19 protein-coding genes are annotated in these 19,373 nt (G+C 50.8%); 6 read left to right on the top strand and 13 right to left on the bottom strand.

Going from position 1 to position 19,373, the window contains the following annotated elements:
• Positions 1-699 carry a response regulator transcription factor gene (locus R50912_RS22320; protein WP_042237965.1) on the bottom strand — a complete coding sequence of 233 codons (699 nt, stop codon included), beginning with the start codon at positions 697-699 and terminating at the stop codon, positions 1-3.
• 107 nt (positions 700-806) lie between these two features.
• Here R50912_RS22320 and R50912_RS22325 point away from each other — a divergent pair, with 107 nt between their 5' ends.
• A complete protein-coding gene (locus R50912_RS22325; protein WP_156123261.1) occupies positions 807-1,604 on the top strand; it encodes a class I SAM-dependent methyltransferase in 798 nt (265 codons plus the stop codon).
• 495 nt (positions 1,605-2,099) lie between these two features.
• Here the strand turns inward: R50912_RS22325 and R50912_RS22335 are convergent, their stop codons facing one another.
• From R50912_RS22335 to R50912_RS22365, 7 genes are all read right to left on the bottom strand, one after another.
• Positions 2,100-2,897, bottom strand: coding sequence for a TIGR00266 family protein (locus R50912_RS22335; protein WP_042237971.1), 798 nt, complete (start codon positions 2,895-2,897; stop codon positions 2,100-2,102).
• Between the two features lie 434 nt (positions 2,898-3,331).
• A complete protein-coding gene (locus R50912_RS22340) occupies positions 3,332-4,018 on the bottom strand; it encodes a YitT family protein (protein WP_042237973.1) in 687 nt (228 codons plus the stop codon).
• A 315-nt stretch (positions 4,019-4,333) separates the two neighbouring features.
• Entirely contained in the window at positions 4,334-4,834 is a 501-nt protein-coding gene (locus tag R50912_RS22345) for a Crp/Fnr family transcriptional regulator (RefSeq protein WP_042237976.1), read from the bottom strand.
• A 214-nt stretch (positions 4,835-5,048) separates the two neighbouring features.
• Positions 5,049-6,170, bottom strand: a complete 1,122-nt coding sequence (gene tnpB / locus R50912_RS22350) for an IS200/IS605 family element RNA-guided endonuclease TnpB (protein WP_042237978.1) — start codon at positions 6,168-6,170, stop codon at positions 5,049-5,051.
• Between the two features lie 204 nt (positions 6,171-6,374).
• Positions 6,375-8,324, bottom strand: coding sequence for a PTS fructose transporter subunit IIABC (locus R50912_RS22355; RefSeq protein ID WP_042237980.1), 1,950 nt, complete (start codon positions 8,322-8,324; stop codon positions 6,375-6,377).
• A 44-nt stretch (positions 8,325-8,368) separates the two neighbouring features.
• Positions 8,369-9,280 carry a 1-phosphofructokinase gene (gene pfkB / locus R50912_RS22360; RefSeq protein WP_042237981.1) on the bottom strand — a complete coding sequence of 304 codons (912 nt, stop codon included), beginning with the start codon at positions 9,278-9,280 and terminating at the stop codon, positions 8,369-8,371.
• 40 nt (positions 9,281-9,320) lie between these two features.
• The gene (locus tag R50912_RS22365) at positions 9,321-10,082 is read right to left on the bottom strand and encodes a DeoR/GlpR family DNA-binding transcription regulator (RefSeq protein ID WP_197072957.1); all 762 of its coding nucleotides are present in this window, start codon (positions 10,080-10,082) and stop codon (positions 9,321-9,323) included.
• A gap of 400 nt (positions 10,083-10,482) precedes the next feature.
• Between R50912_RS22365 and R50912_RS22370 the strand changes: the two genes are divergently transcribed.
• The gene (locus R50912_RS22370; protein ID WP_042237985.1) at positions 10,483-10,782 is read left to right on the top strand and encodes a hypothetical protein; all 300 of its coding nucleotides are present in this window, start codon (positions 10,483-10,485) and stop codon (positions 10,780-10,782) included.
• A 13-nt stretch (positions 10,783-10,795) separates the two neighbouring features.
• Here the strand turns inward: R50912_RS22370 and R50912_RS22375 are convergent, their stop codons facing one another.
• Positions 10,796-11,269 (bottom strand): general stress protein, encoded by a 474-nt coding sequence (locus R50912_RS22375; RefSeq protein WP_042237987.1) that lies wholly within the window; start codon positions 11,267-11,269, stop codon positions 10,796-10,798.
• A gap of 211 nt (positions 11,270-11,480) precedes the next feature.
• On the opposite strand from R50912_RS22375, the gene R50912_RS22380 reads away from it, so the two are divergent.
• Entirely contained in the window at positions 11,481-12,620 is a 1,140-nt protein-coding gene (locus tag R50912_RS22380; RefSeq protein ID WP_063840078.1) for an AI-2E family transporter, read from the top strand.
• 912 nt (positions 12,621-13,532) lie between these two features.
• On the opposite strand, the gene R50912_RS22390 is transcribed toward R50912_RS22380, so the two are convergent.
• The 4 genes from R50912_RS22390 to R50912_RS22405 all read right to left on the bottom strand — a co-directional run bounded on the left by R50912_RS22390 (position 13,533) and on the right by R50912_RS22405 (position 16,107).
• Entirely contained in the window at positions 13,533-13,937 is a 405-nt protein-coding gene (locus R50912_RS22390) for a hypothetical protein (RefSeq protein ID WP_039295375.1), read from the bottom strand.
• Positions 13,938-13,968: 31 nt separating this feature from the next.
• Entirely contained in the window at positions 13,969-14,637 is a 669-nt protein-coding gene (gene ung / locus R50912_RS22395; protein ID WP_039295373.1) for a uracil-DNA glycosylase, read from the bottom strand.
• Between the two features lie 70 nt (positions 14,638-14,707).
• A complete protein-coding gene (rnhA, locus tag R50912_RS22400) occupies positions 14,708-15,373 on the bottom strand; it encodes a ribonuclease H (RefSeq protein ID WP_042237991.1) in 666 nt (221 codons plus the stop codon).
• Between the two features lie 158 nt (positions 15,374-15,531).
• Positions 15,532-16,107, bottom strand: coding sequence for a TetR/AcrR family transcriptional regulator (locus tag R50912_RS22405; protein WP_042237993.1), 576 nt, complete (start codon positions 16,105-16,107; stop codon positions 15,532-15,534).
• Between the two features lie 162 nt (positions 16,108-16,269).
• On the opposite strand from R50912_RS22405, the gene R50912_RS22410 reads away from it, so the two are divergent.
• The 3 genes from R50912_RS22410 (at position 16,270) to R50912_RS22420 (ending at position 19,265) form a co-directional block, all read left to right on the top strand.
• A complete protein-coding gene (locus tag R50912_RS22410; RefSeq protein ID WP_042138799.1) occupies positions 16,270-16,830 on the top strand; it encodes a hypothetical protein in 561 nt (186 codons plus the stop codon).
• Between the two features lie 89 nt (positions 16,831-16,919).
• Positions 16,920-18,278 carry a metallophosphoesterase gene (locus R50912_RS22415; RefSeq protein WP_042237995.1) on the top strand — a complete coding sequence of 453 codons (1,359 nt, stop codon included), beginning with the start codon at positions 16,920-16,922 and terminating at the stop codon, positions 18,276-18,278.
• An 84-nt stretch (positions 18,279-18,362) separates the two neighbouring features.
• Positions 18,363-19,265: a manganese catalase family protein gene (locus R50912_RS22420; protein ID WP_039295366.1), complete on the top strand. Its 903-nt coding sequence runs from the start codon at positions 18,363-18,365 to the stop codon at positions 19,263-19,265.
• Positions 19,266-19,373 lie beyond the last annotated feature (108 nt).

A 19,373-nucleotide genomic window follows, 5' to 3' on the forward strand; every position in this document is an offset into this window, starting at 1 on the left:
TCACCCCTCCTCCCAATTCCCGGTGAGCCTGTACCCTTGACCGCGCACCGTCTGCAGCCCCTCCATAATGTCCAGCGCAGCCAGCTTCTTGCGTACCCGGGTTACGTAGACGTTCAGCGTGTTGTCATCCACAAAAGCTTCGGTATCCCAAATCTTCTCCAGCAGCCGGTCACGCGTAACGAGGGTACCGGATTTCTGCATCAGCTCATCGAGAATCTTGGCCTCGGTGTGGCTGAGGTCGATTCTGGCTCCGCCCCGTGTCAGGATCAGCCGTTCTACGTCCAGCATCAGTCCCGAGACGGTGAGGCTGCGTTCAGTGCCGCCCCCGGCGTAGGAGCCGTAAGCACGGCGCAGGTGGCTTTTGATTTTGGCCATCGCAATCTCGTAATCAAAGGGTTTCGTAATATAATCATCCGCGCCATTCTCCAGCGCCATGACCTGATCCATCTTCCCGTCTCGCGCGGAGATGAACAGAATGGGACAAGTCGAGACCGCACGGATCTGGCGGCACCAATAATATCCGTCGAATTTGGGCAGGTTCACGTCCAGCAGGACCAGCTGCGGGGCGAACGTCTCGAACTCGGTCCGTACCGCTTCAAAATCATGCACCGCCATTGTTTCGTATCCAAACTTATGTAAGTAGTCCTGGAGCAGGGTTACCAGTCCCTTGTCGTCCTCAATGATAAATATTTTGAACATCATAGCCCTCCGGTTGCCGCCTTAAGTAGTCTAAGGGGTTTGCCCCATAATATATACAGTACCTGCGTTCCAGTCAAATCTGCGGTATACTTTCCGGGAAGCGGTGAATGCCAGTACAATTCCTGTTTCGAAAAAATAACGGGCTTAAAGCCGTTAAGGAGGTACCCCGCATGAAGCAAAACAAATATGATGAGACCAGCTTTTTTGAAAATTACAGCCGGATGCCGCGCTCCACAGGCGGACTTGAGTCCGCCGGAGAATGGGGAACCTTCAGCACGCTTCTGCCTGACCTGCAGGGTCAGCGGATACTGGATCTGGGCTGCGGCTTCGGCTGGCACTGCCGGTATGCCCGTGAGCAGGGGGCCGTATCTGTAGTGGGCATCGATCTTTCCGCGAATATGCTGGAGCGGGCCAGGGCGATGACCCGCGATCCGAAGATTGAATACCTCCAGCTGGCAATTGAAGATGCCGCTTTCGGTGCGGATGAATTCGATACAGTCATCAGTTCACTTGCCATTCACTATGTAGAAGACATCGCCAGCCTCTGCCGCCAGGTCTACTATTGCCTGAAGCCTGGCGGAGCCTTCGTGTTCTCGGTCGAGCATCCCATCTTCACCGCGCTCGCCGCGCAGGATTGGCATTACGGTCCTGAAGGCGGGAAGCAGCATTGGCCTGTTGACAATTATCATCTCGAAGGACCGAGGCAAGCCAATTTCCTTGATCATGCAGTCACGAAGTACCACCGTAATACCGCCACCTACATTAATACGCTGATCGGTTCCGGCTTCACCCTGACCCGGATCTCCGAGCTGCAGCCGACTGCAGCTATGCTGGAGAATAATGCTGCCTGGCAGGAGGAAACCCGGCGTCCGATGTTCCTGCTGCTGTCTGCGGTGAAGAATTAGCCGGTATATAGCGTGCGTTTGAGAAACAAAATTGCTGGAGGGCGAGGCTGGGTGAGGCTTCGCGGGCGAGGCTGGCTGGAGCTTAGTATGCGCGTATTTGCTCCAGCAGTGGCCGGTGGGTTCTTCATAACTCACTCATCAGCTTGTGGGGAGGACTGAGATTCCGTTATTTGTGCAAATCGAGTGATTTCACAGGGTAAGCGGACTCAGATTCCGTTATGGGGCCGATTATCCCTCCTTTTGAGCTGAAATCAACAGGATAAAGGAATCTCAGTCCGTTTCATCAGCAAAAAAAAGGTCTTTCCAGGAAATAAGGGCATCTCAGTCCGCTTCCCTCCGCAGACCAAACAGCCGCCTCCCGGGGAATCCGGCGAGGCGGCTGTTGCACTTACCGGGGAATCCCGTGAAGCAGCGGCTGCATTCCGCTCAATCCCGCGAGGCGGCAATTTGTTACGGTTGAATTTGGAGCGGCGGCTTATTTCATCGCCGCTCCATTTACTTGCCGTCCAGCAGATTGCCCAATCCGCCAAGGATACTGCCCTCTTCCTTCCGCCCGGAAGGTCCGGCAGCCGACAGAATACGGTCAGCCATCCGGCTGAACGGCAGCGACTGCACCCACACCTTGCCCGGTCCGCGCAGGGTGGCGAAGAACAGGCCTTCGCCGCCGAAGAGCGCAGTTTTCACACCTTTGACCATCTCGATATTATAGTCGACATTGGATGTCATGGCGACGAGACAGCCGGTGTCGAGCTTGATGGTCTCTCCAGGCTGAAGTGTCCGCTCCAGCACATGACCTCCGGAGTGAACGAAGGAGAGTCCGTCACCTTCGAGCTTTTGCATGATGAAGCCTTCGCCGCCGAAGAAGCCCGCCCCCAGCCTGCGCTGGAATTCAATGCCGATCGACACGCCTTTGGCTGCGCAGAGGAAGGAATCCTTCTGGCAGATGATTTTGCCGCCGTATTGCTGAAGATCCAGCGGAATAATCTTGCCCGGGTATGGGGCGGCAAAGGTTACGCTTTTCCGTCCATATGCCCCGCTGTGCGTGAAGACGGTCATGAACAGGCTCTCCCCGGTCAGCAGCCGTTTGCCTGCACCCTTCAGCATGCCCATCAGTCCGCCGCCGCCCCGCGAATTGCCGCTGCCGTCACCAAAGATCGTCTCCATCGTAATCTCCGGGTCCATCATCATGAAGCTGCCCGCTTCGGCAATCACGCTCTCCCCCGGGTCGAGCTGCACCTCCACACACTGAATTTCCTCACCCATAATCGCATAGTCAATTTCGTGAGCACTCATTCCCTTACATCCTCCCTCTACATTCTGAGCATAGTGTAACCTTGGGCCTTGCAGTTTGAATGAAATATATACGCGCGCTCACGCCTCACGGTTTCAGTATCCAGGAACACCTGGGAGGTCAATGTGTGAATTGTGGCGCAAACGAAGAAATACACATTTTACCGAAAACAAACTAACAGAGGATGATATGTAAAATTGTTGCAATATTACAACTTCGATTCACTGATACCGGGGTGTGCGGAAGGATTGTTGTATGAAATACAAGAATCCTCTCGTTAATCGGCTTGGAGGGGGCAGAATGCTGCATTTCATAAAGCAATTTCCGGTTACGGTCGATATTACGGGCGGAATGTTGTATGAAATGCAGGATTTTTTCAAAAAAAAGACCAGCTGGACTTAAGTCCGCTGACCTTTCATCATCCCCGTATAGGGGTTCACATTGCATTGTTCACATTCACCGTGCCATCCTGAGTCTTGGCTAGTGGAGATGGAATCTTCGGAGCCTTGACCAGCTTCGGTCTGCCCAGAGAGGTTGTAAAAGTAATCACATATCCGGCCACAACTACAGCCATCACTGTGTACAGGGTCTCTTTTAACGGCATATAGAAGAGGGACAATGCCAGTACAATTACATCCATCAGGATAAATACGGTTCCTACCTTAATTCCCTTCCATTCACTAATCAATAGCGACAAAATATCATCACCGCCGCTCGCTCCGCCGCCTCGCAGAACCATTCCCGCTCCTAGACCTGTCAGTACACCGGACAACAGTGCCGCAAGCGGCAAGTTACCCTGCAGATCAATAACCCATCCGGAATAACGTTCCATCAATCCGTAGAATACCGTAAAGGCCGCTACAGAAATGAAGGTGTTCACAACGAACGATTTCCCTTTGAAGATAATTGCAATTAAGAGCACTGGAATGTCTAAGATCAGGATCGATAGTGATGGTGAAATCCCTAGTACATATTTGCCGAGCAGGGACAAGCCTACGAATCCGCCCTCGGTCAAATGGTTCTGATAATTAATGTGATAATACGTAAATGCAAGCAATAGTGTTCCGGACAAAATAACAGCTAGTCGGAGCGGCAAACTCATGCCACTGTCTTGTTTCCTCATTACTCGGTCTCCCCTTATCGTATATGGCGGCTAGACGTCCCACCAGCCTCTACGACGGGTTAAACCGGAGGTGTTGCTCCTTCGCATACAATACTCCCTTCCCTCGCAGAGGCGGTTCGTCAATTAACAACGGTTCGCGCACATTCTACAGGGAAGCTAAGTATAAGACAGATCATAACGTTTCCAAATCGTCCTTTGGGGAATCGTCCTTCGGGGACACATGGTATCCTGATCCTTTCTTTAGTTTGATATGTTCTGAATAGATTATACCACGCGGAACGGCCACTCTAAACAGTTTCCAGTAAAAATAAGCAATTAGCCCTGATTTCGCAATAAGCGGTTGACTGTTTCCCGGCGTACACCAATTAATTGTCCGATCTCTTCCTGTGTCAGCAGATCTGTCAACTGTGCGCCATGAGAGTATTCGTTCAGCCAGCGGATTAGCAGCGACATGCGCTCCCCGGGCGTTCCGACCGTGAGATGGTCGAGCCGTGTCTGCATGAACCGCACCTTCTCCTGGAGCAGAAGCGCGATCTCCATCACCTTCTCAGGGTCCTCCCGCAGCTCCCGGTACCATTCCGCAGCGGGAATGAGCTCGACCTCACTTTTCATCATCGCCACCGCTGTTCCATGCGCCTCCTTCGGCGAAATGAGGGAATGATGTGGAACTGTCTCACCCGGATACAGCAGGTTGAACAGCACCATGTTCCCGTTCTCATGCAGTCTTGTCACCTTGAATAGTCCGCTTTTCACCCGGTACAGGTTCTGGCCGCCGTCACCCTGACGGAACAAGACTTCCCCTTTGTGCAGAATCATTTCGCATTCTCCTTTGCCTTCTCTTTATATATATTTTTAATTATACCGAAATACGACATTGAATTCTCCCCCACTTAGCTAACGCTTGAAGTGGCGGATTCTTGCGAACAGAAGAGTACCCTCTTCTTATGGAGCAAGCGATCCCTGCGTTCCCGCAGTTTTACATTTTTGACGCAAGTGAAATGTTGAATTCTATCGTTTGGTTAGGTGGCGGTTAAACCGCTACTTGTTCAATATTGTGAGCGGCGTTTTCGTCACGGTCATGGATCGTCCCGCAGGCCGTACACGTCCATTCCCGAATGGACAGGTTCTTCACCTCGGGGTGGATCGTGCCACACACATGGCAACGCTGACTGGTCGGCTCAAACGTTTCGGCGATCCGAAGATTTCGTCCATACCATTTCGCTTTATACGTCAGCTGTCGCACCCACTCGCCCCAAGACGCATCAGCAATGGATTTTGAAAACTTGGGGTTCTGAATCATATTCGCCACACGCAGATGTTCGATACTGATCGTTTGGTTTTCACGAATCAGTCTCGTGGTCAGCTTGTGGAGGAAGTCATTTCGTTTATTGGCAATGCGTTCGTGAATACGAGCGATATGCTGCTTTGCTTTCTTCCAGTTGGAGCCGCCCGGAGTACGCCGAGCCATCCGCCGCTGCCAAAGCGCCAGCTTGTTCTCGTATTGACGGTAAAAGCGAGGATTGGCGATATGTTCGCCGTTTGAGCATACTGCATATTCTTTCAAGCCTAAGTCGATGCCAATAGGTGTATCCACTTGGGGCAGAGGGTTCTTTTGAACTTCGCAAACGAGCGAGACGAAAAATTTCCCGCTGGCGTTTTTACGAACGGTAGCGGACAATATCCGGCCTTCCAGCTTCTGGGAGTTTGCAAAACGTATCCAGCCGAGTTTTGGGAGCTTCAAGCGACTGCCCTCCATGGCGATATTCCCGTTGGTGAATTTGGTCGTGTAACTTTGAATCGGATGCTTTCGGCTCTTGAAGCGTGGCGCTTGATTTTGCTTCTTGAAAAAACGCTCAAAGCTATCCGCCACATGACGAGCAGCCGACTGCAAAGCGATGCTATCGACTTCTTTCAGCCAGTCGTATTGTGCTTTTAAACCGGGGAGTTGTGTTGCACAAGCGTGATAAGACAAGCCTTTTCCCGTTTCCGCATAGCTTTGATTCCAAGCTCCCAAGAAGTAATTGAACACAAAACGGCAGCAGCCAAACATTCGACGAATGAGTTGCTGTTGCTCTGTATTGGGGTAGATCCGATATTTATAGGCTTGATGAACCAGGTGTTTCGAAGAAACCTCCTGCGCAGACACGAGCATGGGCAACACCTCCTTTTAGTGATCTCATCCATATTATAGCACATACGTTCGTCTTGAAATCGAAAACTACTGATTCATCCCCACCCTATCGAGGGTGGGGTATTCTCAGCTTTTTTAGATAAAATGGAGCGTGCAAACAAAGAAACCGTATGAATGCAGAATGTTGCTCTGCTTCCATACGGTTAAGGACAGGAAATGATTACGTTACTTCAATGCGAGCGGCTTCTTCCAGAGACCCAGCATCAGCCCGGAAATAACGGAGCCGATCAGCACAGCCAGCAGGAACAGCAGCGCGCTGCTGGACAAGAAGGCTACGAACACACCTCCATGCGGTGCAGGTACATTGATATTCCACAGCTGGGTCAGTCCGCCGGCTACGGCTGAACCCACGATACAGGAAGTGAGCACCCGCAGCGGATCTGCTGCAGCAAACGGAATGGCACCTTCGGTGATGAACGACAAGCCCAGCACGTAGTTGGTTAATCCGGATTTGCGTTCAGTTTCAGTGAATTTATTCTTGAAGAACGTAGTTGCAAGGGCAATCGCCAGCGGAGGCACCATCCCTCCGGCCATGACGGCAGCCATCATCAGTCCGTTTGTATTGCCGCTTGAGGTGAACACACCGATAGCAAAGGTGTATGCTGCTTTATTGAACGGACCGCCCATATCGATAGCCATCATACCGCCAAGCACCAATCCCAGCAGTATTTTGTTGCCAGTACCCAGGTGGTTAAGCGCATCAATCATACCTTCATTAATCCAGCTGAATACCGGATTGAACAGATAGAACATGACCGCGCCGGTAATAAGCAAACTGAACACCGGATACAACAGAATCGGTTTCAGGCCGTCAAGCGTACGCGGCAGGCCAGAGAAGGCTTTGCGGAGCATAATCACCACATAACCGGCCAGGAAACCGGCAGCCAGGCCGCCCAGGAAGCCCGCATTGGCATTTAGAGCCATGATACCGCCGACCATACCAGGCATCAGCGCCGGGCGGTCGCCGATGCTAAGTGCGATAAATCCGGCCAGAATTGGAATCAGGAAGTGGAACGCCCCGTCTCCTCCGCCAATCGTCTGCAGCAGCTTCACCAGCGGATTATCGACACTGGCTACCTGTTCAATCAGGAAGGAGATCGCCAGCAGAATCCCGCCGCCGACTACGAACGGCAGCATGTGGGAGATGCCATTCATCAGGTCTTTATAAATTTTGCTTCCGATTGTACCGGACTTCGCCGATGCGGCACCATCCTCATTACGGCCGGAGCTGCGGTAGATTGGCGCATTGCCTTGGACCGCGATGCGGATTAATTCCTCTGACTTGCGGATTCCATCGCTTACGGGACGCTGAAGTACAGGCTTGCCGTTGAAGCGGTCCATCTCCACGTTCTTATCCGCAGCAATAATAACTCCGCTCGCCCGGGCAATCTCATCCGCAGTCAGCACATTCTGCGCACCTTCTGAACCGTTCGTTTCTACACGGATGTTAACTCCCATCTCTTTGGCTTTCTTCTTCAGGGCATCCTCAGCCATGAAGGTATGGGCAATTCCCGTAGGACATGCTGTCACAGCCACAACAAAGCTCTGCGAATCCGGGTTCCCGGTGATCATCCGTGCAGGTTCAGCCTGCGGCGCCGCTGTCTTCCGGGCTTCTTGCTCCGCAGCTGCCTTAGCTTCCGCTTCCGCCTGAGCTTCCGCCTCAGCTTGCTTGGCATCGAACAAGTGTGTTACTTCAGCAGGAGTCTTGGCACTCATGAGCTGCTCGATGAATTCGCTTTCAATGAGCAGCCTTGATAATGCAGCCAGTGTGCGCAGGTGCATATTTCCAGCTCCGTCCGGCGCTGCAATCATGAAGAACAAATGAGCCGGCGCTTCATCCAGTGAGGCAAAATCTAGTCCGGCGCTGCTCTTGGCGAACACAACCGTTGCTTCATTCACAGCTTTGGTCTTGGCATGAGGCATAGCGATGCCTCCGCCGATTCCCGTACTGGACTGGGCTTCACGGTCCAGTATCTTGTCTTTGAACAGCTTCACGTCATTAATGCGTCCGCTGGCTGCGAGGCTGGCAATCAGTTCGTCAATCGCCGCTTCCTTCGTTGTAGCCTTCAGCTCCATAATCATAGTTTCCTGTATCATCAAATCTGTAATTTTCATTAATCTCAACTCCCCGGTTTACTTAAAATCTTTCGTTATGTTGTTTACAGCTGGGAAATTACAACGAGCGGCCGAAGCTGATCTATCTTCTGTCTGTCCGCCAGATCGTCCGAGAATGCCGTTGCGCTTCCTGAGGCGACGCCGGCACGGAATGCCTCCAGCACATCTCCGGTCAGCGACAAGTTCCCCACAAACCCGGCGATCATGGAATCTCCTGCACCTACTGAATTCTTCACCTGCCCTGCAGGAGCAGCTGCATGGTAGACACCTTGCTCCGAAATAAACAATGCCCCTTCACCGGCCATCGATACCAGCACATGCCTGGCCCCTGCTTCCAGCAGCTTGCGTCCGTAGGTAATAATCTCCTCCCTGGTGCTGATCTGAACGCCGAACAGCTCTGCCAGCTCATGGTGATTCGGTTTGACAAGCAGCGGTCCCAAAGGCAACGCGTCTTTCAGCGCCTGTCCCGTTGTATCAATTACAAACTCTGCCCCCTTCTGTTTGCATACTGCGATCAGCCTGCTATAGAAATCTCCGCCAAGTGACGGTGGAGTACTTCCCGACAGAATAACAACATCACCCTGCTTCAGGGCATCCAGCTTGTGCAGCAGAGAAGCGATCTCAGGCTGCGAAATCTCCGGTCCGGCTCCGTTAATTTCCGTCTCTTCCCCGGCTTTCAGCTTGATATTGATCCGGGTATCATCTGTTATGTGAACGAAATCACTTGCAATCATCTCCTGACGCAGCCACTGTTCAATATATCCGCCCGTAAAACCGCCAAGGAATCCGGTTGCCGTATTCTCGACCCCCAGCTGCTTCAGTACGCGGGATACATTGATTCCCTTCCCACCAGGCAGCTTCATATCCCGCTTCATCCGGTTTAACCCGCCTAGTGTAAACTCTTCAACCTCCACGATATAATCGACGGAAGGATTAAGTGTCACTGTATAAATCATCATTCATCCCTCATTTATAATGTTTGTCTTCTTCTCACACTCACACCAATGTATAATCAACGTCCATCTTCTCCAGCTCCCGGCGGAAGTTATCCGGCGTATCCGTATCAAGAATGCAGTGATCCATCTCCTGCAGATCCGCGACTTTACAAAAGGAGATTTGCCCGATCTTGCTATGGTCTGCGAGCAGAATGGCTTGCTTTGCGACAGCAATCATTTTGCGCTTGGTTGCAGCCTCCAGCATATTGGGAGTCGTGATGCCTTCATGTATATCCAGCCCGTTGGTTCCAAGGAAGGCTTTGTCTACCCGAACCATATCCAGTGAGCGTTCTGTCATCGGTCCGACAAAAGCCATCGTGTCCGGCCGCAGCATTCCGCCTGTAATCGAGACTTCGATATGGCGGCAATCCTTCAGCTCATTAAGCGCCATAATCGAGTTGGTGATGACCTTGAGATTACGGAAGGATTTCAGCGCCCGGGCAATCTGCAGCGTAGTCGTTCCGCCATCCAGAAGAATTGCATCGCCTTCCTCAATCATCTCCACGGCCTTGCGGGCAATCCGCAGCTTCTCATCAAGGAACCGGTCTTCTTTATCCGGAACAGCCGCTTCAAAGTTCACACTCTGCAGGGATACCGCCCCGCCATGCGTACGTTTCAGCAGCCGTGCTTCCTCAAGCTCCTTGAGATCGCGGCGGACCGTTGATTCTGAAACGGACAGCTCCTGGCTCAGCTCCTGAACCGATGCTCTTGTATGATTCTCAATAAACTGCAGAATACTCAGCTTCCGTTCTTCTTCAAACATGCGCTTCACTCCTCGGACTTGCAGCACCTGCTGCCGGATTCCTTTTATACACAATCGTCTATCTGTGTTCGGGCTTATTGTTAATTGAATTTAAATAAAAGCTCATTCGTGACTGATATTGATCATTTCTGCTCATTTATGATTGTAACAGCGTTTTCATAAACTGTAAAGTGCTTTTTTATCCGCTTATTTTTTACGGAAAAAGCTTATACTATGCCTTATGCGGCGGCTTTTTTCGTTATCCGCTGATCGAATGGCTGAATGGATGCTCATCTCTGCTCATTTCATCCTGAAAGGGGCAAATACCGGTTGCAGCAAATTACCACCCGAACGCCTATTTCACAAACGCGGTCAGCGACATATTTTATATTACATATGGGGAAAAGCGGGTGAACAGGAGATGGCCTATAACAATAATAATTATGGATCCGGCTATACAGGCGGTAACAACAATAACACTAACGGAGGTGCGGGCAAATCCTCCCCTGCAGAAGCTGAAGAACTCAGTGCCGAAGACTATGCAATCATTGCCGCAGGTTTTGGGGCACTAGGTGAAATCTTTGCTTTTCTCTCCCTGGTCAAAGCCAAACAGGTCACCAAAGAAACCGGAGGACAGGCAGGCTTTGAAGTGGACCCTATCCTATTCGTACAGTCACGAAAAAAAAAAGCAGCCAGACGAAAATCCCGCCGGCCGCGTTGATATATTCTTGTGCTTAAGAAATCTTCAAAGGCAGAACCTGATGCTTCGCGAATATAGAGTCCACCTTCTCTCGCTGCTCCTCCTCATCAAGGAAAACAATGACTATAATATGCTCCAGCTCTACATGCCTGGCATAAGCCTCCGCATCCTCCTGCAGAATGCCAATACCGATCAGACTTACAGTAAGACCATCCGTTTCAATATCCGCTCCAGCCAGTTTGCGTGCAGCCGGACCCGCAGCCACAGCAGTATCGGCCAGCATGTCGAGTCCAACTCCTAACCCGCGGGCTGTACCGAATAATCCCTCATTGCCTTCCCCGGTCTGCGCAGTACCAATTCCGGTATCGTGGCTGATGATCTCCAGCGTATTTTTCTGCTTGGTTACTGCAGATATATTCTTCGAATTGATTCCATTCTCTTTCATTTCCCCAATCGCCAGTGCAGCATCGGTCCGATGGCCAAAAATCCCGAGTACCAATGTAGGCATCTAACATCCCTCCTGTTAGTGCGATATTACCACTCTGCCTGCAGCTTGAACCTGACGGCAAGACTCACCAGTAGTGAATCAATCTCTCCTAATTCGGTTATAAAGATAGAATCAGGCAAATTGATATACAGCAGTCTTATAAAATAAGATAGAACGCTGTTGCTCCTGATGCGTATACATAAACATAAATTATAAGATTGGAGGGGCTCCTGTGCTTCAAAGCAAATATTTCCGGACAAGCCTGGCCATTATCGCCTTTTTGACGATATTGTATCTGGGTTCCAAAGTTATCTTCTTATTCACGCCTCTCGTGTCCATCTTTAATCTTCTGCTTGTGCCAATGATGCTGTCGGGCTTCATGTTTTATCTGCTTCGCCCGCTCGTCAACTTTCTGGAGACCAAAAAACTTGGACGCGCACTCTCGATTCTCCTAATCTATCTCGTCTTTATCGGATTGTTCGTCCTGTTCTGGGTGCTGGTCTGGCCGACATTGCGCGAGCAAATCCAGAATTTCATTGACAACACGCCGTATCTGGTAGAGGGACTGCAGAATCAGTTCAACAAGCTGCAGAATGATCCGTCATTATCCCGTTTTTTCAAGGGCGATACCGATCTGGCTACCCGGCTCTCCGGGTACTTGAATGACGCTATTACCTGGGTGACCAATTCCATGTCCAATCTGATCGGTGTCATCTCCAGCATCGTAGTAGTCATCGCCACGCTGCCGATTATTCTCTATTACATGCTGAAGGATGGACATAAGCTGTCTCCGATTCTTCAGGGCCTGATACCGAGAAAGTTCCGCAAGGAAGGCCAGGATATGCTGAAGGATATCGACAGTGCGCTAAGCGGCTTCATCGTTACGCGCGTCCTGCTGAATGTGGTGCTGGGCATTATTCTCTACATCGGATTTCTGGTAATCGGCCTGCCTTATTCCCTGTTGCTGGCCGTCATATCCATTCCGCTTAACTTCATTCCGTATGTCGGCTCGCTGCTAGCGGCAATCCCGGTTATTATCGTAGGATTCATTGAATCACCTTCGATGGCGCTCTGGTCTCTGGTCATCATCGTCGTTGCCCAGCAGATTCAGGATAATGTTCTGTCACCGATTATCTACGGTAAATCCCTGGATGTACATCCGCTGACAACCGTTGTGCTTGTCCTGATAGGCGGCGACTTCTTCGGCATTATCGGTGTGCTCATTGCGCTGCCTGTATATATGATTCTCAAAATCCTCTTCTTGCGAATTTATGAAATCATTATCGCTGAGCGTGAGGATGATCCGGGCGGTCCCGGGCCTATAGCACCGGAAGGGATTGAGGTCGAGATAGTTAAGGAAGAGCAGTTGTAGTTCAGTTGTAGTTCAGTTAAACCTGGTTTGAGTGTTATATTTCAAGACTGAATTCGCCCAAAGGGCGAATTCTGCTGGAGCAGATGGGGCATGTGCAAACTAATATAAGCTCATACAGGCAATAAAGCTTATAAGGCAACCTCACATTGCTCCAAGTAGACTAATTCTGGGATACCAGGGGGTGGAATCAAGGGCATTAATGCCCCTCATTTGCTCATTTGGGTTGCGTCCGGTAGAATCAAGGGCATTAATGCCCCTCATTTGCTCATTTGGGTTGCGTCCGGGGGAATCAAGGGCATTAATGCCCCTCATTTGCTCATTTGGGTTGCGTCCGGTGGAATCAAGGGCATTAATGCCCCTCATTTGCTCATTTGGGTTGCGTCCGGGGGAATCAAGGGCATTAATGTCCCTCATTTGGTCATTTGGGTTGCGTCCGGTGGAATCAAGAGCACTAATGCCCCTCATTTGCTCATTTGGGTTGCGTCCGGTGAAATCAAGGGCATTAATGCCCCTCATTTGCTCATTTGGGTTGCGTCCGGTGGAATCAAGAGCACTAATGTTCCTCATTTGGTCATTTGCTCAAAGTTCGACGGAATTAGAGGGATTTATCCCCTTGATTTCTCCGTTCCGCCTACTTTCGGCGGGATTAGAGGAATTTATCCCTTTAATTTCCCTGTTCCGCTTACTATCGGCGGGAACAGAGGGATTTCTGATATAAGAATAAGAATTAATTCATTCTACAAACGGATCGCCACAATTCGAAAGCATCTTATCTATAACTAATACGCAGATCTTATCCACAACAGTCAAATATCATAATATCCAAATAACAAAAACAGCAAAACGGGCCAATCTCTAAATAAGAGATTGGCCCGTTTTGCTGTACCTTCCGAAGCCTTCCGTTTCGCAATCTCAGCCCCGCAGAGAGCGCACCACAAAAATGTGATTGCCCTTCAGCAGGTTCTGCCCGTCGCGGAGCGTGACTGAACCCTTAGTGTGCGCTACGATGGTCGTATTGAGGGCAACCAGCTGATCACCTTTCCAGATGGTGACCGCCGACTTGAAATATACTGCGTTGTCAAACTGCTGGCGTTCCCTCATCACGTACCCTACGGAATGGAGGACCGGGGGCAATGCCCTCTCCTTGGGAGCCAATGCCTTGATGAACACAATATCACGAAAAGGGACGGCAATCTCCTGATGTCCGATTACGGCTACCGAAGCTGCAGGGTCCCATCTGCGCAGCACGCCTTTCATGATCGTATATGGCTCTTCTCCGCAGTACATAATGACCGGTCTGCCTACCCAATGCTTCATGGCTCCACCCCCTTCGCTGTGTCCGTGCTACTTATACATTCGGTATGGACCAATCGATTCCTGTAAGCCCGTGCGACTCCAGATAGGAGTTAGCCTGTGAGAACGGATGGCTGCCGAGAAATCCGCGGTGGGCCGAGAACGGACTTGGATGCGGAGATTGAATAACCTTATGCCTGCTGCGGTCAATCGAAGCCCCTTTGAGCTGGGCATGACTGCCCCACAGGATGAACACCATCGGTTCTGTCCGTTCATTCAGCTTCTCCATGATGGCATCTGTAAACGTCTCCCAGCCCAGGCCTTTATGCGAGTTCGGCTGGCCTTCACGTACGGTCAGCACTGCGTTAAGCATCAGCACCCCTTCTTCTGCCCAGTGGAGCAGAGAACCATGGTTCGGCACAGGTACGCCCAGATCATTATGCAGCTCGGTATAAATATTGCGCAGTGACGGAGGAATCCGCACTCCCGGCTCGACCGAGAAACTCAGGCCATGAGCTTGTCCCGCCCCATGATACGGGTCCTGACCCAGAATGACCACCCGGGTCTTGCTGTAAGGCGTCAGCTTCAGCGCTGAGAACAGCTTGTCTTTTGGCGGATAGACTGTATATTGCTTATATTCACGTGCCAGCGCATAACGCAGCTCTTCAAAATAGGGCTTATGCGTTTCTTCCTGCAGTACCTCATCCCAATCATTGCCAAACATCCCGTTCTCCTCCTGCTTGCTTCCCTGTAGTATTCATTCATTACCTGTTATTAACCAGAACCCGCAGAATTTATTTGCGCCCGTAATCTGCTTTGATCTCGCCCCACACCTTAGTCTGCCATTTCAGCACCTTATTCTCATATGTATGGTTGCGCAGCCAGCTCTCCGCCCGGTCAATCAGCGTCCAGATTTCCGCTGTGGAAGCATCCCGGGGCAAGGTAGTAGCGACCTTCTTCTGCTTCACCCACTTCATAGCATTCACGGAGTCGGTATAGACCGTACGGCTGCTGCCTTCCTTCTTAAGCAGAGCCAGCGCATGGACAATCGCCAGAAATTCCCCGAGGTTATTCGTTCCCTTACTGATTGGACCGCAGGAAAAAATAATGTCACCGGTCTGCGTGTCTACGCCTTTGTATTCTACCGGTCCGGGATTGCCGCGGGTGCCGACATCTACAGAGATGCTGTCATAATCAATCTCCTCTGACGTTTCTACCGAGGCACTGCGGCTCCAGCTGTTTGCCGTTTTACTCTTGGCACCTGCGCCGGATGATGTAGGTCCTGTTCCCCAGTTGCCTTTCCAGCCCGCCTTATAGGCCGTATCCGCCGCCGCTTTGCTCTCATAGGATTTATATTTCGCTCCGGTATAGTGATCGGTCTGCGCCTGGCATTCTGCCCAAGTGCTGTACACTCCCGGCTGCTTGCCTTCCCACACCACATAGTATTTCTGCTTAGCCATGAATACGTCTCCTTCCTAAACGCTGATGAATCATCAAAAACATATTGTAATCCAAACAGCAGCGATATTGAAGTGAAAATAAGCTCAGCACCACTGCTGTGAGCCTAAATTAAAATTGGATAATTACCAGCAGGCGTGTTCATACTATTAGGGCCGCATTATTCCAATACGGCAAGCGTAGTGTTAACGATAGTCTGGAGCTTGTTAATATCCCGGGTGGTTTTGACCATGACCCGCAGCCCGACGAGGGCATTATGCAGATAAGCAGCAAGCGCGGAGGCCTGATACCGACCGGAGAGCTCACCGCTAGCCTGTCCGTGCTGAATCAGCCGTTCAATGAGACGTTCGGTATTCAGAAAAGCATCATTCGCTTTGGTTGCTGCTTCCGGATCATGATTGGACAGCTCCACTGCGGTATTCACCAGCAGACAACCCTTGGGCTCGTCTTCACTTCTGTGAATCGTTGCTTCGAACAGCAGGGTGATCGCAGCTTTAGCCGAGGAAATACCTTCGATCCGGCTCTCCATCCGGGAGGCGTTGATGGCTGCGAACCGCTCCAGTGCTTTTATATATAAAGTATGCTTGTCTCCAAATGTGTCATACATGCTTCTCTTGTGAATCCCCATGCCAGTTACAAGATCCTGCATCGAGGTTTTCTCATAGCCCTGCTGCCAGAAGATATTCATCGCCTTTAACAGTACATCATCAATGTCGAATTCTTTGCTTCTCGCCATCACCATGCTCCTTTCTGAGTCAATTTTACCATTTATAGAACGATCGGTAAATATAATTACCAATTGTGAATTGAATCACATTAATTCCGCACTAGTCATTCTATATTAATTTTAAAGGAAAAATAAATCTACAGCAACACACACCATAAGGAGGTTATTTACATGAGAAAGCTCGCAGCAATAGCAGCCGTATTCACTCTGACCCTGCTCGTCGGATGCGGCAACTCGGCCAACAACAATGCGGCAAATACAAACACGTCCGCAAATAACGGCAATACGGCCACGGCCACCGAAGCACCGGATGCTGTAACATCAGTCTCCGTCGTTGATAATAATGAAGCCTTCAAGAAGGCGATCAGCAAAGACGGCCACTGGATCGCCGCAGTCCTGAATGACCTGACCTTCACGGAAGAGCTTGTGGTAGACGGACAGTTCATCAATAAGGAAGAGCCGGCCCGCAAAATCGCGCTCTATACCCAGGATGCAGATCACAACATCACCAATTCCTTCACACTTACCGCTCCAAAAATGACAATCCGCAGTGAAAATGCCCGTATTCAGGGCGGTACCTTTGTTGGGGATGTCTACGTTGAAGCTGACGGCTTCGCTGTTGTGAATGCTACCATCGAAGGCAATGTCTATTTCTCGGATGCCAAATACCAGGCTACCTACACGGCAGCTGACCAAGGCAAGGTAACCGGTGTGACTGAAGTCAAGAAATAAGTTATTCTGTACAGGAGGTGTTCCCTTCAGGGCAATCTTGCCGGGGACACCTTTTTGCGGTTTCTACCAGGAAAAGAGGTGCAGAACCCATGTTATCCGTCCGTAAGTCCGTCATACTCTCCCTATTGCTGCTGCTGTTCTCATCCTGCAGCGGGCAAGAAGAGAATCAACAACCGCAATACCGTATACAGTCCGGCCATGATCTTAGTATTCTTACGACTACCGATACGCACTATTTATCTCAAAGCCTGCGGGATCTCGGGCCTGCCTTCAATCAGTTTCTGGCTGCCGGAGATGGTAAACAGCTGGGATACAGCAACGAAATGATGGAAGCCCTCGGATACGACATTGGCATCCGTAAGCCGGATGCCGTCATCATTAGCGGAGATCTCAGCAACAATGGTGAAGAAGCCAGCCATAAAGACCTGGCCAAACATCTGAAGACCATCGAACAGGAGACCGGGACCCGGGTATATGTGATACCCGGCAATCACGATATCCAGAATCCCTGGGCCCGTAAATTCAAGGGTAAGCGCCAATATGACACGGATTCCGTTACACCTAAACAGTTCCGCAAGATCTATGACAGCCTCGGTTACGATGAAGCGCTGCTGGAAGATGAGGATTCGCTGAGCTATCTCGCCGCCCCGTCGGATGATTTATGGCTGCTTATGCTCGACACCGCGCAGTACAAGAATAATAAAATTCTGGGAAATCCGCAGCTTGAGGGCAAGGTGAGCGCTTCGACCCTCAAATGGATTGATACCTGCGGTGAAATGGCTGCGGCACATGATGCTCAGATCGTAGCAGTCATGCATCACAGCCTGCTGGATCACAGCGATTTCATCCAGGAGGGCTTCACTGTCGATGATAACGGGCAGGTAATTGAAGCCCTGCTGCGCAATAATATCCATACCACACTGAGCGGCCACATCCATATTCAGGATATAAGTGAATATCAGAAGGACGGTAACAGCATCTTTGACATCGCAGACAGTGCCTTATCGGTATTCCCGCATCAATACGGCATCTTAAACTATTCAGCTGCCAATCAGACCCTGGATTACAATACGGCTAAATTAGGGATGGAGCTGTGGGCCGCAGCCTCGGGCAGCACAGATCAGAATCTGCTACAGTTCAACACTTACAGCGAAGCGAATTTCCGCAAGCGCTCCGCGACCCGCAGTTATTCCCGGCTGACCGCGGACACAGCCTATGCTAATTACACGGATACCGAGCTGAAAGCGATGGCGGATGTGGTCGGCCGGCTGAATGAGATTTATTTTGCAGGGACCGCCAGTACTGACAATGCGGCTGTAATCAACACGGAAGGCTACCGCCTCTGGCAGAAGGCCCCCGCCAGCGGGACTAGAAGTTATGTCCTGAGCATGGCTGCACGGGAGCAGAAGAACAACCACCAGCTGCATGTACAGCTTCCGGTCCGTTGATGTTTGAGCATGAAGGATTGCGTTTAATTTAGGGCTGTACAGCAATATCATGACTGCTGAAGCGCTAAGGAGGATGACAAGCCAATGTTCAAACGCATGGATGAGATTATGATTGAGATTCCGGACGTCGAGAAACCAGATCCGAATGCTGCTGCGGCTGTACAGGAACTGCTTGGCGGTAAATTTGGTGAGATGTCAACACTCAACAACTATCTGTATCAGTCCTTTAACTTCCGTTCCAAGGAGAAGCTGAAGCCCTTCTACGATCTGGTAATGAGCATTACCGCAGAGGAGTTAGGCCATGTCGAACTCGTCTCCCACGCGGTTAACAAATGTCTTAGAGGTTCCACGGATTATAAGAAGCCGGACTCTACTCCATTGGATGCTGTAAAAGATGCCCGGCTGTCCTATCACTTCCTGGCCGGAGCCCAGGGTGCCATGCCGTTCGATTCCATGGGTAACCCCTGGACCGGGGCCAATGTGTTCAACAGCGGCAACCTCGTGGAAGATCTGCTGCATAACTTCTTCCTGGAATGCGGGGCCAGAACACATAAAATGAAGGTCTACGAAATGACCGACCATCCGGCTGCACGTGCTGTTGTCGGCTTCCTCCTTGTCCGTGGAGGCGTTCATGTGGTCGCTTATGCCAAGGCACTGGAGATTGCCACAGGCGTCAATGTAACCAAGCTTGTGCCGATCCCTTCCCTTGACAACAAATCGTTCAATGAAGCTAGAAAGTATGAAGAAAAAGGCGTGCATACGAAGCTGTACACCTGGAGTGATAAGGATTTCAGCTCCATTGACCAGATCTGGAAGGGCACCCATCCAGAGGACGGGCTTCCGCTTGAGGTTATTCAAGGCGTGCCTGAAGGTGTACCGATTCCCGAGGCTCCCGAGTCCAAGGAGGAATTCGCACCGGGAATCTCGGCCGAGGAATTCAAGGAGATTGCCAAACGGCTTAAGATGGCAGGCAATATCAAAGATTAGACAGGGCTGGTGTTGACGTATATTTTATGCGGTGAACACAGGCTGGCTGAAATAAAGAAGCGGATGTTCCGGAAGCCCTGAGAGGGCTGCATGGACATCCGCTTTGTT

This window comes from Paenibacillus sp. FSL R5-0912, assembly GCF_000758605.1.
In the GTDB taxonomy this organism is placed as follows: Bacteria; Bacillota; Bacilli; order Paenibacillales; family Paenibacillaceae; genus Paenibacillus_AQ.

What these genes read in the sequence shown, in the direction of transcription:
- R50912_RS22420 (WP_039295366.1), top strand. Translation starts at nt 18,363, where the DNA reads ATGTTCAAACGCATGGATGAGATTATGATTGAGATTCCGGACGTCGAG.
- R50912_RS22325 (WP_156123261.1), top strand. Translation starts at nt 807, where the DNA reads ATGCCAGTACAATTCCTGTTTCGAAAAAATAACGGGCTTAAAGCCGTT.
- R50912_RS22405 (WP_042237993.1), bottom strand. Translation starts at nt 16,107, where the DNA reads ATGGCGAGAAGCAAAGAATTCGACATTGATGATGTACTGTTAAAGGCG.
- R50912_RS22375 (WP_042237987.1), bottom strand. Translation starts at nt 11,269, where the DNA reads ATGCCTACATTGGTACTCGGGATTTTTGGCCATCGGACCGATGCTGCA.
- tnpB (WP_042237978.1), bottom strand. Translation starts at nt 6,170, where the DNA reads ATGCTCGTGTCTGCGCAGGAGGTTTCTTCGAAACACCTGGTTCATCAA.
- R50912_RS22335 (WP_042237971.1), bottom strand. Translation starts at nt 2,897, where the DNA reads ATGAGTGCTCACGAAATTGACTATGCGATTATGGGTGAGGAAATTCAG.
- R50912_RS22365 (WP_197072957.1), bottom strand. Translation starts at nt 10,082, where the DNA reads ATGTTTGAAGAAGAACGGAAGCTGAGTATTCTGCAGTTTATTGAGAAT.
- R50912_RS22390 (WP_039295375.1), bottom strand. Translation starts at nt 13,937, where the DNA reads ATGAAGCATTGGGTAGGCAGACCGGTCATTATGTACTGCGGAGAAGAG.
- R50912_RS22355 (WP_042237980.1), bottom strand. Translation starts at nt 8,324, where the DNA reads ATGAAAATTACAGATTTGATGATACAGGAAACTATGATTATGGAGCTG.
- ung (WP_039295373.1), bottom strand. Translation starts at nt 14,637, where the DNA reads ATGTTTGGCAATGATTGGGATGAGGTACTGCAGGAAGAAACGCATAAG.
- rnhA (WP_042237991.1), bottom strand. Translation starts at nt 15,373, where the DNA reads ATGGCTAAGCAGAAATACTATGTGGTGTGGGAAGGCAAGCAGCCGGGA.
- R50912_RS22410 (WP_042138799.1), top strand. Translation starts at nt 16,270, where the DNA reads ATGAGAAAGCTCGCAGCAATAGCAGCCGTATTCACTCTGACCCTGCTC.
- R50912_RS22340 (WP_042237973.1), bottom strand. Translation starts at nt 4,018, where the DNA reads ATGAGGAAACAAGACAGTGGCATGAGTTTGCCGCTCCGACTAGCTGTT.
- R50912_RS22345 (WP_042237976.1), bottom strand. Translation starts at nt 4,834, where the DNA reads ATGATTCTGCACAAAGGGGAAGTCTTGTTCCGTCAGGGTGACGGCGGC.
- R50912_RS22320 (WP_042237965.1), bottom strand. Translation starts at nt 699, where the DNA reads ATGTTCAAAATATTTATCATTGAGGACGACAAGGGACTGGTAACCCTG.
- R50912_RS22370 (WP_042237985.1), top strand. Translation starts at nt 10,483, where the DNA reads ATGGCCTATAACAATAATAATTATGGATCCGGCTATACAGGCGGTAAC.
- R50912_RS22415 (WP_042237995.1), top strand. Translation starts at nt 16,920, where the DNA reads ATGTTATCCGTCCGTAAGTCCGTCATACTCTCCCTATTGCTGCTGCTG.
- pfkB (WP_042237981.1), bottom strand. Translation starts at nt 9,280, where the DNA reads ATGATTTATACAGTGACACTTAATCCTTCCGTCGATTATATCGTGGAG.